The 15,769-nt window shown below is 62.7% G+C and carries 11 protein-coding genes; 4 read left to right on the top strand and 7 right to left on the bottom strand.

Features of this window, described 5'->3' with window-relative positions; all coding sequences use genetic code 11:
* Nucleotides 1–11: 11 nt before the first annotated feature.
* Nucleotides 12–1,040: a thiamine-phosphate kinase gene (gene thiL, locus FNT36_RS19825; RefSeq protein ID WP_144851314.1), complete on the bottom strand. Its 1,029-nt coding sequence runs from the start codon at nucleotides 1,038–1,040 to the stop codon at nucleotides 12–14.
* 170 nt (nucleotides 1,041–1,210) lie between these two features.
* Here thiL and FNT36_RS19820 point away from each other — a divergent pair, with 170 nt between their 5' ends.
* Nucleotides 1,211–1,819, top strand: coding sequence for a hypothetical protein (locus tag FNT36_RS19820; protein WP_144851312.1), 609 nt, complete (start codon nucleotides 1,211–1,213; stop codon nucleotides 1,817–1,819).
* A 35-nt stretch (nucleotides 1,820–1,854) separates the two neighbouring features.
* Here FNT36_RS19820 and FNT36_RS19815 read toward each other — a convergent pair whose 3' ends face one another.
* From FNT36_RS19815 to FNT36_RS19800, 4 genes are all read right to left on the bottom strand, one after another.
* Entirely contained in the window at nucleotides 1,855–2,934 is a 1,080-nt protein-coding gene (locus FNT36_RS19815; RefSeq protein ID WP_144851310.1) for an NYN domain-containing protein, read from the bottom strand.
* A 462-nt stretch (nucleotides 2,935–3,396) separates the two neighbouring features.
* Nucleotides 3,397–4,251 (bottom strand): murein L,D-transpeptidase catalytic domain family protein, encoded by an 855-nt coding sequence (locus FNT36_RS19810; protein WP_144851308.1) that lies wholly within the window; start codon nucleotides 4,249–4,251, stop codon nucleotides 3,397–3,399.
* Between the two features lie 137 nt (nucleotides 4,252–4,388).
* Nucleotides 4,389–5,210 carry a murein L,D-transpeptidase catalytic domain family protein gene (locus FNT36_RS19805; RefSeq protein WP_144851306.1) on the bottom strand — a complete coding sequence of 274 codons (822 nt, stop codon included), beginning with the start codon at nucleotides 5,208–5,210 and terminating at the stop codon, nucleotides 4,389–4,391.
* A gap of 87 nt (nucleotides 5,211–5,297) precedes the next feature.
* The gene (locus FNT36_RS19800; protein WP_233636092.1) at nucleotides 5,298–7,571 is read right to left on the bottom strand and encodes a TonB-dependent receptor; all 2,274 of its coding nucleotides are present in this window, start codon (nucleotides 7,569–7,571) and stop codon (nucleotides 5,298–5,300) included.
* A 274-nt stretch (nucleotides 7,572–7,845) separates the two neighbouring features.
* Here FNT36_RS19800 and hscA point away from each other — a divergent pair, with 274 nt between their 5' ends.
* The gene (hscA, locus tag FNT36_RS19795; RefSeq protein WP_144851302.1) at nucleotides 7,846–9,720 is read left to right on the top strand and encodes a Fe-S protein assembly chaperone HscA; all 1,875 of its coding nucleotides are present in this window, start codon (nucleotides 7,846–7,848) and stop codon (nucleotides 9,718–9,720) included.
* 78 nt (nucleotides 9,721–9,798) lie between these two features.
* Here hscA and FNT36_RS19790 read toward each other — a convergent pair whose 3' ends face one another.
* The gene (locus tag FNT36_RS19790; protein WP_144851300.1) at nucleotides 9,799–10,167 is read right to left on the bottom strand and encodes a hypothetical protein; all 369 of its coding nucleotides are present in this window, start codon (nucleotides 10,165–10,167) and stop codon (nucleotides 9,799–9,801) included.
* Between the two features lie 24 nt (nucleotides 10,168–10,191).
* Nucleotides 10,192–10,476, bottom strand: coding sequence for a hypothetical protein (locus tag FNT36_RS19785; RefSeq protein ID WP_233636091.1), 285 nt, complete (start codon nucleotides 10,474–10,476; stop codon nucleotides 10,192–10,194).
* Nucleotides 10,477–10,697: 221 nt separating this feature from the next.
* Between FNT36_RS19785 and FNT36_RS19780 the strand changes: the two genes are divergently transcribed.
* Nucleotides 10,698–11,960, top strand: coding sequence for an exonuclease SbcCD subunit D C-terminal domain-containing protein (locus FNT36_RS19780; protein WP_144851296.1), 1,263 nt, complete (start codon nucleotides 10,698–10,700; stop codon nucleotides 11,958–11,960).
* Nucleotides 11,961–12,014: 54 nt separating this feature from the next.
* Entirely contained in the window at nucleotides 12,015–15,734 is a 3,720-nt protein-coding gene (locus FNT36_RS19775; protein WP_144851295.1) for an AAA family ATPase, read from the top strand.
* Nucleotides 15,735–15,769 lie beyond the last annotated feature (35 nt).

Below are 15,769 nucleotides of genomic sequence, written 5' to 3'. Positions count from 1 at the left end.
CCAGCGGAGGGCTAGAAATGGTTGAAGCCTTGCGCTTGCAGCGGCACAGCTTGGCCGCCCTTCGTGATGAGATTTACCGCATCGTTTTTCTCCGTGAGGTGACCGATAACGGTGATATCGGGGTGGTTTTTAATCTTCGCGTGGTCGGTGACCGGAATGGTGAAGAGCAGCTCGTAGTCCTCGCCGCCGTTGAGTGCACATGTGAGCGGGTCGAGGTTAAACTCAGCGGCAGCTTCGAGGCTGGGGTTAGCCATGGGCAGGTACTCGCTGAACACGCGGGCACCGGTGCCGCTGGCAGCGCACATATGCAGCACTTCGGAGGCCAAGCCATCGCTGATGTCGAGCATGGCCGTGGGCTGCACGCCCAGCTCGCGCAGCTCGTGCACGATGTCGAGGCGCGCCTCGGGCTTGAGCTGGCGCTGCACCACGTAGTTGTAGTTGTCGAGTTCAGGCTGAGTGTCGGGGTCGGCCAGGAAGGCTTGCTTTTCGCGCTCCAGCACTTGCAGCCCTAGGTAAGCGCCGCCTAGGTCGCCAGTTACGCACAAAATATCGGTGGGCTTGCCGCCCGAGCGGCGCACAGCTTTGCCCGCTTCTACCTGGCCCAAGGCCGTAATGCTGATAACCAAGCCGCCGCGGCTGCCGGTGGTGTCGCCCCCCACCAGGTCTACGCCGTAGGCCTCGCAGGCCAGGCGCATACCGGCGTACAGCTCTTCCACGGCCTCCACCGTGAAGCGGCTGGGCATGCTTAGGCCGACTACAATTTGGGTGGGCGTGGCCAGCATGGCGGCTACATCGGAGACGTTGACAGCCACTGCTTTGTACCCTAGGTGCCGCAGAGGAGAAAACGAAAGGTCGAAGTGCACACCTTCGACCAGCAGGTCGGTTGTGACTACCACCTCCTGCCCGGCGGGCGGGGCTAGAATGGCCGCGTCGTCGCCGATGCCAAGAATGGTGGAAGGCTGCGTGAGGGTAATATCTTGCTGCAAGCGGCGGATGAGGCCAAACTCGCCAAGCTGAGACAGAGGGGTTAAATCGGACATGAGAAGAAGAACGGTAGCGCGAGCTAGGTAGTTCGCAGGTGACCTAGGGCAACGGCTGCCCGGCAGCGTGCGGCCACAAAGTTCGCGCGCTGGCGCCCTACCGCCGCCCTAGGTTGTAATTTGGCAGCACCGCGGCGCATTACTTCGCCGATTTTCTCGTTTGAATAGCTATGAAAGCCGTTTTAGTTGCCAGCTTCGTTGCACTCGTGGTGCTACCCATGTGCAAGCCCGACACCGCCAAAACCGCCACCGATACGGCGGCAGCCGTAAACCCTGCTTCACCGGCCGAGGTGCGGGCGCAGTTCGATATCTTGCGCGACTCGGCCGATAGCAACTGGCAGCGCATGATGCGCAGCGATGACCAAAAGCTTGCCGACGTGCGCGGCCTGCTGCAAGACCTTAAAAAGCAGCCACGCCTCGATGTGGCTCAGGTGCGCACCCTCACGGCGCAGGCCGGCCGCCTCAAGCCCCAGCGCTACGACCGCCTGAGCATGGCCTCCTCAGCGGCCATCGACCAGTACGACGCCGCCCAGGACTCGGTGCTAAAGCCATTGGTGCTGCTGGCTGCGCCCGAAGGCAATGCCCCCACAGCCCGCATCCGCGACTACGTCGAGCATATTATGCTCGCCGACGCCAACGTGGTGAGCTACCGCGCGCACTACGATGCCGCCGCCAAGGCCTACAATAACTACCTGCGCCTACACCAGGCCGAGCTGGCCAAAATGGGCAACCAATACGCCCGCCTACGGCCACTACCGCTGTTTGAGTTAAGCCGTTAGTGATTGCTTGTTAGGTATTAGTATCTAAGAGCTGCTTATTTCTCTTCGCTGGGGTTTAGCTCCTGCACATCGGGGTGCTGGTAGTTGATGATGATGACCGAAAAGGCGTGCGGCTCGCCTTCACGCTTCTCGAGGCGCAGGGCGCCCGCATCGCGCAGGTGGCTCAGTAGCTGGCGGCGCTCCCAGTCGGGTAGCTCGGGTAGCACATCGGTGAGGCGGCGCAAAAAGGGGCTGGCCCAGATTTCGGGCGTGCCTAGGTTGCCTGCGTAGCGCTGCCCTTGCTCTAGCAAGAACTCTAGGCAGCGGCGCTCGTCGGAGCGCGTAATGCGCTGAATGGGAGCAAAAGTGGGTGCGGGCTCCTGCACCTGCTCGGGTGCGCCGGTCAGGCGTGGGTAGGGCCTGGCACCTTCGTCGCCAGGGGCCAGCGCAGCCGTGTCTTCGGTCGGGGCAGTTTGGGTAGCGGCGTCTCGGGCGGCCTGGCGAGCGGCAGCCGACGGCACCGGCAAGCCTTGCTCACGCAGGCGCCGGATATCGCTGCCCTGCTTGAGGCGGGCGGCGCGGTGGTCTTCCAAAGCTTGTAGGCGCTCGGCGGGCAGCAGCTGGCGGGCGTCGATGTAGTGCTCCTGGCCTAGCATCAGCAGCAAATCGCCCGATACGCTCTCGCGGAAGCCCACTACTTTCACCTGCCGGGCCTGGCGGCGCAAATGCTGTAGCACCGGAATGTAGTCGCGGTCGCCGGCCACTAGCACAAAGGTGCCAATGTCGGGCCGGGTATAAAGCACTTCGAGCGCATCGATGCAGAGCTGCATGTCGGCGGCGTTTTTGTGGTCGGTACCGAGCACATTGCGCGTGTCTACACCCATCAGGTACAGCGGGCCCTGAGGGCCGCTAGGTAGCTTATCGAAGTCGGCGTAGGCATACAGTACTAACGAGTCGAGACCCTGCTCGCGCTTGAGGGTATCGCGCAGAGCGCGCACTAGGTCGAGGGCGTAGTCGTGGGGGTCTTGGGGGTCGAGGTAGTGGTTTTTAAGAAAGTAGTAAACGTTCTCAAAATCAATAAATACGGCGGCGTAAGGAGAAGTAGCCGCCGGTGAGACAGCCAAGGAAGTAGTCATGCAGTCGGGTTGAGAAAGAATAGATAGAAGGAAACTACCCCAACAAACAGAACGAGGTAGGTAGATATAATGAAGAGCGACAAGGCAAAGGTCGTATAACTTCCCCGGTACTTACTATTCGCTTTTTCCCTCAGGTTTCACTACCTAGGGGTCGTTATTCCTTGCGCCTCTGTCTACAATCTTGGCGCAACATTACCACCAAGTTTTACAATAGCTTGCAACTCCTGCGCACTGGTCGGCCAGCTTAGCCTTGCCTGCTCGCCTGCGCCTCACGCGAAAGCGCGGGCGGAAAGCAAAGGTTGTCACGCTAGGTATAACACTTCGGCCAAAGCCACCCGCACCCCAGCCAACGAGCCAGCCACGCCTAAAGCCTGTTTGAAAATTCTAACCTGCCTACACACAAAAGCGCCCGCTGATAAGTCAACGGGCGCTTTTGTGTGTAGAAAACTAAGTGGCTGTTCGCTACGAAGCAGTAGTAGCTTCTGCCGCAAGAGCGGCCAGCGCCGCCTCTTGGTTGAGGTATTTAGAAGCGTAGCCCGCGTTCGATTTATTCAAGAACAAGCAGCTGCCACCGTGCACTGCATCGATAATCTGTGCGTACTGGTCAAGCGGCAGGGCGGGGCAACCTAGGCTGCGGCCCAAGCGGCCATTTTGCTTGATGAACGCCTCGCTTACATAGTCGGCGCCGTGCATTACTACCGAACGAGCGGCAGCATTGGTGTTAAAGCCTTCGTCTAAGCCTTGCAGGCGCAGCGAGCGGCCATGTTTGCCTTGGTACTCCTGCCCCGTCACATAAAAGCCGAGGCTGCTCATGTTGCTTTGGTCGGTGTTAGAGAAGTTGTTAGCTTCGTTCTCACCCGAGTTGTGCCCGTGGGCTACCAGAGTATGAAACAACACCTTATGTTCGGCCAGGTCAAGCACCCACAGGCGTTTCTCGGTCGAAGGCAAATCAAAGTCAATCACCGTGAGGCGCTGCTGATGCTCGGAAAGGCGGCCGGCCTGCTTGAGGTTGAGATAACCCGTCAAGGCCTTCTCAAACACTTCAAAGCGCAGCCCTTGCTGCTCGGCACCTAGGCTGGTGTAGAGGTCACGGGCGGTGCTTTCGAGGCGCGATAGGGGCGCCACCATCACGCTCACTTTGCGCGCGGGCGCAGCGTGCGTATTGGCCAGCGAGCGGGCTACCGGGCCCGCCAGCGGCGTAGCCAAGAATAGCGAGGCCACAAAGGGCAACACTCGCCGCATGAAGCGCTGCGACCGCCGGGCGCCACGCTGGCGCTGCACTACACTGGGGTGATGATGCTGGTGATGCGTTGTCATATCTTTTCTTGGGGAAAATAACTGACAGGTCAGCGAGTGAGGCTGGCCCGTTGCTTCTTATATAAAGCAATATACGCAGAAGCTTGTGCCAAGGTCAGTGCTAAACGTTGCGGTGGCCAAAAAAATTCCGCACGCCCCTAGCGCCAGCCGCGCCGGGCAAAGCGGCGGCCCGCGGCCGGCCCATCGAGCCAGCGCGAAGCCAGGCCGGGGCCGCTGAGCAGCAGCAAGCTACCCGTTTGCACAGTACTGATAATCTGCTTGTACTGCTCGGGCGGCAGGGCGGGGCAACCGCGGCTGTAGCCTAGGTGGCCGTGCTCGCGCACGTAGGCGGGGCTGGCGTAGTCGGCGGCGTGCAATACCACGTAGCGGTCAAAGGCATTCATATTCTGCCCCTTATCGAGCCCCTGCAAGCGGCGCGAATACCCGTGAATGCCGCCGTAGGTGCCCGACGTGCGGTAAAAACCAAGCGAAGTGCAGGCCGACTTCTCCGCATTGGAGAAGCGCCGTGCCCGCAGGTGGCCCGAGCCCTGGCCGTGCGCTACCAGGCTGCGGTGTAGCACCTTGCGCTGCGCCAGGTCTATCACCCACAGGCGCTCGGTGGTGTTGGGTAGGTCCATGTCAGCCACGGCCAGCAGGCCGCCCCGCTCGATGCGGCCCGTGGGGTGCAGCGTGAGGTAGCCCACGCATGCCTGCTCTAGCACGGCCGGGCGCAAGTCGGTGGCGGCCGGCCCTAGGTCGTGGTGCAGCTGCGCAATGGCCTGGCGTAGGGTATCAGGCAGCTCGGCCACGGCCGGCACGGGCGTGAGGCGGAGCGAGTCGGGCAACTGTGCGGGAGACGGCGACTGCGCAACGGCGCTAGGTTGGCGCGGCGCGGCGTGGGCCGCAGGGGCCGATTGGCAGCTTGCCAGCTCCAAGAGACCTGCTGCACAACACAGTAAAGGAATAAGCAATCGGCGCATATGTCAAATGTAAGCGGCGCGCGCTACCTAGGAAAGCGCAACATTAGCTATAGCTTGGACTCTGTAATTCGAACTATGGCCTAGGGCTTAGAAGAACACACTGGCGTTGAGCTTCAAATAGAAGGGCGTACCAGGCGTAAAATTCAACTCATTGACTGAGGTGGTTTCGCCGCGCAGCTGGCCGTCGGTGGCAAATTGGGCCTCATTCCAAGCTGCATTCAGCAAATTTTGGGCGCTGAGGCCAACCTGGTAGCGCGGGCGGGTGTAGTTGACCACGGCATCGAGCAGGAAGTAGCCCCGCGCCCGAATGGTATTGTCCTCGATGGCCGGGCGGCTGTCGATGCAGCGGTAACGTAGGCTGGCATTCAAGCCCTTAGGGGCACGCATGGTGAGGCCACCGGTACTGGTGAAGGTGGGCGCAAGCGGAATATAGTTCTCGCCCTCGGGCGCCTGCACCAAGCGGCCGTGGCTGAAATTGAGGTCGCTGTCCAGAAAAAAGCGGGGCGACAGTTGGTAGCGCACCGAGACATCGACGCCAAAGCGCTGGGTGGGGCCCACGCTTTCGGTGGTGCCCTCGTCGCCCGAGTATACCAGTTCGTCTTGCAGGCGCAGCGACCACAGAGCAGCATTCACGACCAAGTTGGGGGCGGGCTTGAAGGTGCTGCCGACCTCGGCGCCAGTGGCGCAGGGCAGCGCATTGAAGCTGCCGCTGCCCTGCACCACGCCCCGCGCATCGTTGGAATGAAAGCCTAGACCTGAGCGCGCAAACAGCTGCACGGCCGGCGAGAGCTGATAATACAAATTTAGCTTGGGCGATACTCGGCCCCGCACTACGCGGCCCGTGAGGGGCACGAAGCCCGCCGCCGAGTCGGACCGCTGCCCCCTAAACTGGAAGATGAACAGGTCGGCGCGCACGGCTGCGTTCACGGTCAGGCGGTCGGTCAGCTCCAAGGTTTCGTCGAGGTAGGCATTGATATTCTGCTCGTAGAGGCGGCCGATACTAGCCGTGTCGAGTGGCTGGCGCTGCACCACGTGGCGCAGCAACAGGCCCGCATCGTCGAGGCGGGTGCCCAGCCCTAGGGTCGAGTGCAGGGCTTTGGTCCCTAGGTGGTCGGTGCGGTCGTAGGTGCCGGTGTAGCCGTAGAGATTGCGGCCGGTGTCGCGCTGGTTTATCTCGTCGCCATTGACGGGGTCGTTCTTGAAGAACGTGAAGTTGGAATACAGATTGAAAAAGTATTGCGAGTAGTACACCTGCTGGCGCAGCACTGCCTCATGCGGTAGGGCCGTGGTGAGCGTGGCGTACATATTGCTGCGGTTGGTGCTGCCGCCCTCGCTGGGGTCGAGGCTGCCAAAGCGCGAAATGAGGCCTTCGCGCACGGCGCGCTCGGGTATCTGGCCGCTAGCATCCCAACTAGAGGTGAAATATGAGCCAAACAGCGTGAGCGAGGTCTTATCCGAAAGCTGGCCGGTGTACTTAGCTAGACCATTAAACCGCTTGAAGTGCTGCGGATTATCAAAGTACGAGTTGGTGAAGTTGTACTCGGCGGCTACGTAGGCACTCTCGGGCTTTTTGGAGAGCAGGTGGCGCGTGCCTAGTAGGTCTATCATGGCTAGGGCGCGGTAAGTGTTGTACTGGCCCACTTCGAGCTTCACCTGGCTGTGGTCGAGGCTGGTTTTGGTCGAAAACTCGCCGGCCCCAGCCGTGGCAAAGTCGCCGAAGCGCGCCGTGTAGGGGCCTTTGTACACCTTGAGCTGCTCAACTGTTTCGGGAATGACGAAGTGAAAATCGGCGTAGCCCTGGCCGTGGGCGTGGCTCACCATGTTCACCGGCAGCCCGTCGAGGCTCACGGCGAAGTCGGTGCCGTGGTCGGCATCGAAGCCCCGCACGAATATTTGCTCGGCCTTGCCGCCGCCCGCGTGCTGCGCAATAAAGAGGCCCGGCACCAAGCGCAGCAGGTCCTGCGCCGAGTTGAGGGGCCGCAGCGTCTGGTCGATGTGCGAGATGGCGGCCAGCGTTTGGTTGGGGTCTTGGGGCTGGCGCACGGTCACCTCGGCCAGGTTGAGGCTGGTGGTGGCCAAGGCCACCGTCACACCGCGGGTTTCGCCAGCCGCCAGGGTTATATTCTCATTCTTAAATCTATAGCCCAGTGCCCCTAGGCGTAGCTGGTAGGTGCCCGCAGCCAGCCGCGCCAGCCGAAATTGCCCTAGGGCATCGGTAGCGCTGCCGCCGGACTGGCCTACCAGTCCCACGCTCACGCCAGCTAGTGGTTGACCAGATAGGGAGTCGGTGACGGTGCCGCGCAGGGCAGCTAGGTACTGCGCCGAGGCCGGTAGGGCACCTAGGAGCCCGAAGAGCAGCATCCAGCACGGACGAAAAAGAGAACGTTCAGAAAGAAATAAAAACCGCATTGTAGGCAAGCAAGCCGTTGGCAACGTAGAACGAAGCTACTACCCCCGGCCAGCCCACGCTTCAGAATTGAATCAGAATCGACCGGCTGGCCGAACTACTAGCCTAAGGTGCCGCTGCAATCGCGGCGGCCCTCGGCTGGCGGGGCTACTTTTGCCGGGCCATTTCACTGGCAGTTTTGTTATGCTCTTTTCGGCCGCGCCGCTGCGGCCTTGCTTACTCTATCTCATGGCTAAAGTCGCCATCAATCTCGCCACCGGCGCCATTCAGCAGGAAGAACTCATTGTGGGTATCGACCTGGGCACCACCAATAGCCTCGTGGCCTACGTGCACCCCGAAACCCGCCAGCCCGCCGCCATCAATGACCTAGGGCGCGGCACCATCGTGCCCTCGGTGGTGCACTTTCCAGCCGACGGCAGCTCGCCGCTGGTGGGCAATGAGGCCAAGGATTTCCTGCTTTCTGACCCCGCCAACACCATTTATTCAGTGAAGCGCCTGCTCGGCAAAAGCTACCGCGACCTAGGTGCCCACGCCGGCCAGCTGGGTTACAAGGTCATCGACGACGATACCGAGGGCTTGGTGAAAGTGCGCGTAGGCGAGCGCTTCTACTCCCCCATCGAGCTGTCGGCCGATATTCTGAGCGAGCTGCGCCACCGCGCCGAGCACGCCCTCAAAACGCCGGTGCGCCGCGCCGTTATCACGGTGCCGGCCTACTTTAATGACTCGCAGCGCCAAGCCACCCGCGACGCGGGCCGCTTGGCTGGATTAGAAGTGTTGCGCATCGTGAACGAGCCCACGGCCGCCGCGCTGGCCTACGGTATCGGCCTCGACCCAGATGAGGAAAAAACTGTGGCCGTGTACGACCTAGGCGGTGGCACCTTCGATATCAGCATCCTGCGCCTGCACCAAGGCATTTTTGAGGTACTGAGCACCCACGGCGATACCTGGCTGGGCGGTGACGACATGGACCGCGCCATCGTGGAGCATTGGCAATCGACATTTGGCCTGCCCGCCGCTTACCAAGAGGTGCCCGCCATGCAGCAGCAACTGCGCCTGGCCGCCGAAATGGCCAAGCGCTATCTCAGCCAGCACGACGACTTCACGACCCAGCTCATCGACAACGACGAGCAGGTGCAAGTGGTAACGCTGACCAAAACGGAGTTCAACAACCTCATCCGTCCGCTCGTAGACCGTACGCTCGCCGCCTGCCGCCAGGCCCTAGGTGACGCCCAACTAACGCCCGCTGCCATTGATGCCGTGTTGCTGGTGGGCGGCTCGACCCGCGTGCCGCTAGTGTACGATGAGGTGAGCGCCTTCTTTGGCAAGCCCGCCAACAACTCGCTCAATCCCGACGAAGTAGTGGCCCTGGGCGCCGCCATTCAGGCTGACATTCTCGCTGGCAACCGCCGCGACGTGCTGCTGCTCGACGTGACGCCGCTCACCCTAGGCATCGAAACCCTAGGCGGGCTGATGGACGCCATCATCCCGCGCAATTCCAAGATTCCAACTAAGGCCGGCCGCCAATACACCACCAGCGTGGATGGGCAGGTAAACCTGAAAATCGGGGTGTACCAAGGCGAGCGCGACCTAGTGGGCGAGAATCGCAAGCTGGGCGAATTTGTGTTAACTGGCATTCCGGCCATGCCCGCCGGCTTGCCCAAAATCGACGTCAACTTCTTCCTGAATGCCGACGGCATTTTGCGCGTGGAAGCTATCGAGCTGCGCTCGAATACCCGCCAGCAGGTAGACATCAAGCCCCAGTACGGCCTCACCGACGACCAAGTCGAGCAGATGCTGATGGACTCGCTGCTCAATGCCAAGCAGGACGTGAGCGCCCGCTTGCTCATCGAGGCCCGGACCGCCGCCGAGCAACTGCTCTACCAGGTCGAGCGCTTCTTGAAAAAGAATGCTGAGCACCTCGAAGCCGACGAAGTGAGCAGCACTACCGCCAAAACCGACGAGTTGCGCCAAGCCCTAGGTGGCAACGACCGCGACCTCATTCTCAAGCGCATGGACGAGCTAGATGAGCTGACGCGCCCCTTCGCCGAGCGCGTGATGAACATCTCCATCAAGCAGGCCATGAGCGGCAAAAAAATCGGATAACAACACCGGAGCACGCCAACCTATCTCATTGGCGTGCTCCGACATCGTTACCCGATTTCGACCTAGGAAACTAACTCTTTAAAAGGCCGGCTGCTTGGTACGCGGCTGGCCTTTGTGTAGGCGCTTGGTGGGCTGCGCGCCAGGTATGGCCTGGCCATTGCGGGGCTGGTCGGCGCGCTGGGTGCCGCCGTCTATGTTTCTATCGGGCAAGCCGTTGGCGTAGGTCGAGCCCGTGATGCCAGTTGGCCGGGTGCTGTTTTCGGGCGCCACGGTGGGCACGGTGCTAGTGCTGCGGCCGGGCCGGCCTGGTATGGTAGCGGCCGGGATGCTCGGCACGCCCGCCGCGTTGGGCGCGCTGCTGACGCTGGGAATATCGGCCTGGGCAAACGCCGGGCTGCTAAGCACCAGCCCCAGCAGGGCAGCACCAAGTGAGAGGTGGGTTTTCATAAAATTCGAAGAGTAAAAAGGAACCTAGGGCCGGCCCATTGAGCGCACATTCGTGCGTTTGGCGGGCTTCTTGGCGGGCTCGGTAGTGGCGGGTGGATACACGGTGCCGGGCGGCGTGGCCACGGGCGGCGGGGTGCCCGGCTGTCCGGGCGCGGTAGTGCCAGTGCCCACGGCGGGCGCCGTCGTGTTGCTGGGGTTGATGGGCGTGCCCGGCGTTACGGTGGTCTTCGCGGGTTTGGTCTGGGCCAACGCTGGGCGGCTAAGCGCCGCACCTAGGAGGGCTAGGCCTAACAGATGGTACATTTTCATAACCGTAGGCAGGAAACAGGATGGAGTAGAATAGCAGTGCACCGCAGCCTTCTAATCAAGAATAGCCGCGCCAGTACTTAGTCTACGTAGCCTACGAGCTTAAGACTAGCTTCTTGCGGAGAATGCGCCAAAAATTTTTCTGGCCAGGGAGCCCTGCCGCGCTGGCGCGGGTTTAGCCTCTACCGGGCGGTACCTTTGAGTAGATTCTGTTTTCAACTTTAATGCGCGTTTTACACACCGCCGACTGGCACCTAGGCCAGCATTTTCTTACTGGCCAAGAGCGCCTCACCGAGCAAAAAGCGTTTCTAAACTGGCTGCTGGCCACCGTGCAGGCCGAGGGCGTAGAGGCCCTGGTGCTGGCCGGCGATGTCTTCGACACCACTACACCTTCGCACGCCGCGCAGGAGCTGTACTACGACTTCTTGGTGCGCATGCAGGGCACCGGCTGCCGCGATATTGTGGTGGTAGGCGGCAACCACGACTCCCCTACCCTGCTCAACGCCAGCCGCCGGCTGCTGCGAGCGCTGCGCATCCACGTCATCGGCGGGGTGCCGGCCGAGGCCGATGAGCAAATCGTGGCCCTAGGTGCCGCAGGCGGCCCGGCCAGCTTAGTAGTATGCGCCGTGCCCTTCCTACGCGACCGCGACCTGCGCCTGGCCGTGGCCGGCGAAACGCCTGACGCGCGCCAGCTGCGCATCCGCGACAGCATTGCGGGCCATTACCTCAAGCTGAGCGAGCACGACCTCGTGCGTCGCCTTCGCGAGCAAGATGTGCCGGTGCTGGCTACCGGCCACCTCTACGCGGCGGGCGGCGAGGCTCGCGAGGGCGCCGAGCGCGACGTGCACATCGGCGGGCTCGGGGTCATTGGGGCCGAGCATTTTCCGGCGGCCTTCGACTACGTGGCCCTAGGGCACTTGCATCGGCCGCAGGTGGTGGGCGGGCAGGCGCGCATCCGCTACTCGGGCTCACCTGTGCCGCTGTCCTTCACCGAGGCCGACGACAAGCAACAAGTACTGCTGCTGGACTTTAAAGGCGCTGGCGAACCCACTATCACTGCGCTGCCCGTGCCCGTGACGCGGCGCTTGCAGCGCTTCCACGGCGAGCTCGACGAGGTAGAGGCCGCCATTATAGCTTTTGATAACGAAGCTTTTGACCTCGTAGCCTGGGCCGACGTGCTGGTAAAATCGGATGAAGCGCCCGCCGAGGTGCAGCGCCGCGTGCAAGCCGCCCTCAAGGAGCGCCGCGCCGCCGTGCTGGCCCCGCGCGGCGTGCGCCACCAGCGCCTCACCGATGCCCCCGACGTGGTGGCCGAGGCCGCCGCGCCCATCGAGCACCTGCACGAACTAACGGTGGAAGAAGTATTTCGCCGCCGCGTGGCCGGCTTGCCGCCCGAGCGGGCCACTGCTCTTACAGCCACTTTCCAGGAGCTGCGCCAGCTACTGGCCGAGGCCGACCCGCAAGCCTGGAGCGGCGAGAAAAGCTAGGCTCAGTAAGCTCTCAAGGGCTTTTTTCGGCGGCGTAGCGCGTAATTTTAAGGTATGAAGATTATCAGCCTGCGCTTTGCCAACCTCAACTCGCTGCCCGGCCCGTACCTCATTCGGTTCGACGCTGCGCCGCTAGCCGACACGGGGCTGTTTGCGATAACGGGGCCGACGGGCGCGGGCAAAAGCACGCTGCTCGATGCCATCGCGGTGGGCCTATATGGGCGGGTGCCGCGCCACGACCGGCAGGTGGGCGAGATGGTGAGCCGCCACGCCGCGTTTGCCTGGTCGGAGGTTGAATTTGAGGTGCACGAAACCAACGCCGACACCGGCCAAACGGCCCGCGTGCGCTACCGCTCGCGCTGGGAAGTCAAGCGCAAAACCCGCGGCGAAGACAAAGGCGGCCTAGGCCAGGACGCGATGTCCTTGGTACGCAGTCCGCTGTGGGAAGCCGTAGTGAGCGGCAAAGAAGCCGTGCCGGCCAAGGTCGGCGAACTGTCGGGGCTGGACTTTGGGCAGTTTGAGCAGGCCGTTTTGCTGAGCCAAGGCAAGTTTGCGCGCTTCCTACACGCCCCCGAAAAGGAGCGCAGCGCCCTGCTCGAAAAGATGACCAACGTGGGCATCTACTCGCGGCTATCAGTGGCGGCGTTTGAGAAAGCCAAGGAAGAAACGCGCAAAACCGAGCTGCTGGCCGCCCGCCTCGACGCCACGCGCCTGCTCTCGGAAGAAGAACGCGCCGCCCTAGGTAGCCAGCTCGACGCCCTAGGGGAGGCCGCCGAGCAGCATCACGAAGAAGCCCAGGACCTGAACGTGTGCCTGACCTGGCGCACCATCCTCGACCAGCTCGACCGGCAGCTCAACGATACCGCCCGCGAGGTGGAAACGTTGCGCCAAGCCGATGAAGCGTTGCAGCCCGAATTTGCCCGACTGGCCGACCACCAGCGGGCCAATGCCAAAGAGCTAGCCACGCCCATGGCGCTGGCTGAAGTAGCTTACAAAGCACTGCAAACCAACAGCGAGCAGCTAAGCGAGCTTCAGCAGGCCTTGCCTAATTTGGCCACCGCCACCCACATGGCCAAGGCCAACCTAGAGGCCGCCACCACGGCCCACCTGGCGGCTCAAACCAAAGAAAACGACCTACGCCCCCTACTGGAAGAAGCCCGGACGCAGGATGCCGCCATTGCCACCACGCGCCAGCAGCTACTTAAAAACCAGGCAGCGCACGCCCAAAACCAGCGGGCGCACGACCAGGTGCAAGCCGCCTGGCAGCAGCAGGCGCAGGACTTGCAAAACCTAGTGGCGCAGCAAAATATGCTGGATAGCTGGTTAATTGCCCACAGCCACGAAGCCGACTTAAAAAGCCAGCTCAACGCCCTGAGCCGCGAAATAATCGACCTGCAAGCGGCCCAAAAAGAGGCCAGCACACGGGCTGCCAGTCGCGCCGAGCTGCTCAAAAACCAGCAAGCCACGGCTGCCGACCTCAGCCGGCAGCACCAGCTCGAAGCCGACGCGCTAGCCCAGCAGCAAGCTATTAAGGACGAAGGCCAGCCCTGCCGCACTGAGCGCGACGTGTTGCTGCAAGGCACCACGCCCGCCGAGCTGGCCCAGCGCGCCGATGCCCTTACGGCCTACTTACATGGCCTTCAGCAGCTGCTACCCAAAGCCGAGGCCGCACACGACTACCACGCCCGCGCCCAGCACTTGCAGACTCTGCTCGACCAAGAAGCCCCGGCCCTGGCCACCGCCGAGGCCACCGCTCGCCACCTCACCGACCAGCGCGCCGCCGGGCAGCAGCTCCTCGAAAGCCTGCAGCGCGAGCTACGCACGCAGCAGGCCATGGCCGACCTCAACGCCCACCGGCAACAGCTGCACGACGGCCAGCCCTGCCCGCTGTGCGGCGCCCTAGAGCACGCTTTTACCGCCGACTTTGAGGCCGATGCCAACGCGCAAGAACAGCGCGTGGCCACCCAGAAACAGACGCTAGCGACGCTAGAGGAAGCCCTGCGCGCCGCCGACCAGGACCTTACCCGTCGCCAAACCGAGCAGCAACAGCGCCAGCAGCAGCGTCAGGAAGCTGCCGAGTTGGCCGAAGCTGCCCGTCGCCAGGCCCACGAGCTGGCTGCCGACCTGCAACCCGCCCCGCCCCTACCCGCCGACCCAGCTGCCGTACGAGCTTTGCTCGAAGCTACGACCGTCGCCCAGGCTATTGCGCAGGCCAACCGCCGCCAACTGGCATTGCTAGATGACAAGCTGGCTACGCTACGCGAAAAATATCTGGCTGCTGGCACTACCGCTACTACTGCCCAGGCCGAAATCCGGCTGCTGGTGCAGCGCCAAAACGCCACCACGCTCGAAATCGACAAGCTGAGCGCCGAGCTGATGCACTGGCGCGAGCAAGCCGAGATTTACCAAAGCACCATCCAAGACCTGCTACGCCCGCACCAGCTGGCGCTGCCCGCCCGCCCGCCTTACGACAGCCTGCTCGCCACGCTTGAAGACCGCGCCGCCCATTACGAAGCTCAGCGCGCGGCTTTAGCTGCTGGCCAAAACCAATTGCTGGAGCGCAAAACCAAGCACCAAGCCCACGCCGATGAGCTGGCCCGCCAGCAGGTGCAGCTAACCGCCGCCGCCGAAACGCTCGCTGCCGAGCAGCTAGCGCTGGAACAGCAGCAGGCTGCCCGCCTAGCCTACTACGCCGGGCCTGACCCAGCCGCCGAGGCCGCGCAACTGCGTCAGCACACCGAGCAGCTAGCCGCTGCTGCCCGCTACGCCGACAGCCAGCACGCCCAGCAGCAGCAGGAATTAGCCGTGAAGCAAAGCGCCCTCGACTCGCTGCAAACCCAGCTGGCGGCCCACCGCCTGGCGCACGATGAGCGCCAGGCCGAGCTAGCCGCCGCCCTAGGTGCCGCCGGCTTTGCCAGTGCGGCCGAGGCGCAGGCGTTGCTGCTGCCCGCCGCCGAGGCCGAGCGCCTGCACCAGCGGCGCCAGCAGCACCTCACGGCCACAGCCGCCGCCGACCGCCGCCTAGCGGACCTCACCTCCGAGCAACAGCAGCACGCCGAATTTGCCCTGACGCCACTCAGCGCGGCCGACCTCACGGCCCAGCTCAGCGCGCTGTCGGCGGCCGACGATATTTTGCAGCAGCAGCTCGGCGCAGCCAGCAACCAGCTTGCCCAGGATGATGCCGCCCGCGAGCGCCTGGCCGAAGGCCGCCGCGAGCTTCAACTGCGCCAGCTCGAAGAGCAGCGCTGGCAAGACCTCGCCGACCAAATCGGCTCGGCCAAGGGCGACAAGTTCAGCCAGTTTGCCCAAGGTTTGACCCTTAGTCACCTGGCCCGCCTGGCCAACCTGCGCCTCAAGCAGCTCACCAACCGCTATTCTATTTTCAAAACGCCCAATCGCAACCTAGAGCTGCAAATTATCGACCACGACCAGGCCGATACGGTGCGCCCGATGGCCTCGCTATCTGGCGGCGAGAGCTTCCTGGTGAGCTTAGCCCTAGCCCTAGGGCTGAGCGAATTAGCGGGCTATAAAGCACGCATCGAGTCGCTCTTCATCGACGAAGGCTTTGGTACGCTCGACCCCGAATCACTCAATACCGCGCTCGACGCGCTGGAGCGCTTGCAGCACTCGGGCAAGATGATAGGCGTCATCTCGCACGTAGCCGACCTCAAGGACCGCATCGGCACTCAAATTCGGGTGCAGCCGGTGGCTGGCGGCAACAGCACCGTGCGCGTGGTAGACGTAGTAGGTACTGAGACTGAATGCTGTGAGTAGTAACGGATGCCCTAGGTAGTCCGCTTTAATACAAG

Origin of the sequence: Hymenobacter setariae (assembly GCF_007713685.1) — a bacterium.
GTDB lineage: Bacteria > Bacteroidota > Bacteroidia > Cytophagales > Hymenobacteraceae > Hymenobacter > Hymenobacter setariae.
The sequence above is the reverse complement of the archived record's forward strand: the minus strand, read 5'-3'. Positions and strand labels throughout refer to the sequence as shown.

What these genes read in the sequence shown, in the direction of transcription:
- thiL (WP_144851314.1), bottom strand. Translation starts at nt 1,040, where the DNA reads ATGTCCGATTTAACCCCTCTGTCTCAGCTTGGCGAGTTTGGCCTCATC.
- FNT36_RS19820 (WP_144851312.1), top strand. Translation starts at nt 1,211, where the DNA reads ATGAAAGCCGTTTTAGTTGCCAGCTTCGTTGCACTCGTGGTGCTACCC.
- FNT36_RS19815 (WP_144851310.1), bottom strand. Translation starts at nt 2,934, where the DNA reads ATGACTACTTCCTTGGCTGTCTCACCGGCGGCTACTTCTCCTTACGCC.
- FNT36_RS19810 (WP_144851308.1), bottom strand. Translation starts at nt 4,251, where the DNA reads ATGACAACGCATCACCAGCATCATCACCCCAGTGTAGTGCAGCGCCAG.
- FNT36_RS19805 (WP_144851306.1), bottom strand. Translation starts at nt 5,210, where the DNA reads ATGCGCCGATTGCTTATTCCTTTACTGTGTTGTGCAGCAGGTCTCTTG.
- FNT36_RS19800 (WP_233636092.1), bottom strand. Translation starts at nt 7,571, where the DNA reads ATGCTGCTCTTCGGGCTCCTAGGTGCCCTACCGGCCTCGGCGCAGTAC.
- hscA (WP_144851302.1), top strand. Translation starts at nt 7,846, where the DNA reads ATGGCTAAAGTCGCCATCAATCTCGCCACCGGCGCCATTCAGCAGGAA.
- FNT36_RS19790 (WP_144851300.1), bottom strand. Translation starts at nt 10,167, where the DNA reads ATGAAAACCCACCTCTCACTTGGTGCTGCCCTGCTGGGGCTGGTGCTT.
- FNT36_RS19785 (WP_233636091.1), bottom strand. Translation starts at nt 10,476, where the DNA reads ATGAAAATGTACCATCTGTTAGGCCTAGCCCTCCTAGGTGCGGCGCTT.
- FNT36_RS19780 (WP_144851296.1), top strand. Translation starts at nt 10,698, where the DNA reads ATGCGCGTTTTACACACCGCCGACTGGCACCTAGGCCAGCATTTTCTT.
- FNT36_RS19775 (WP_144851295.1), top strand. Translation starts at nt 12,015, where the DNA reads ATGAAGATTATCAGCCTGCGCTTTGCCAACCTCAACTCGCTGCCCGGC.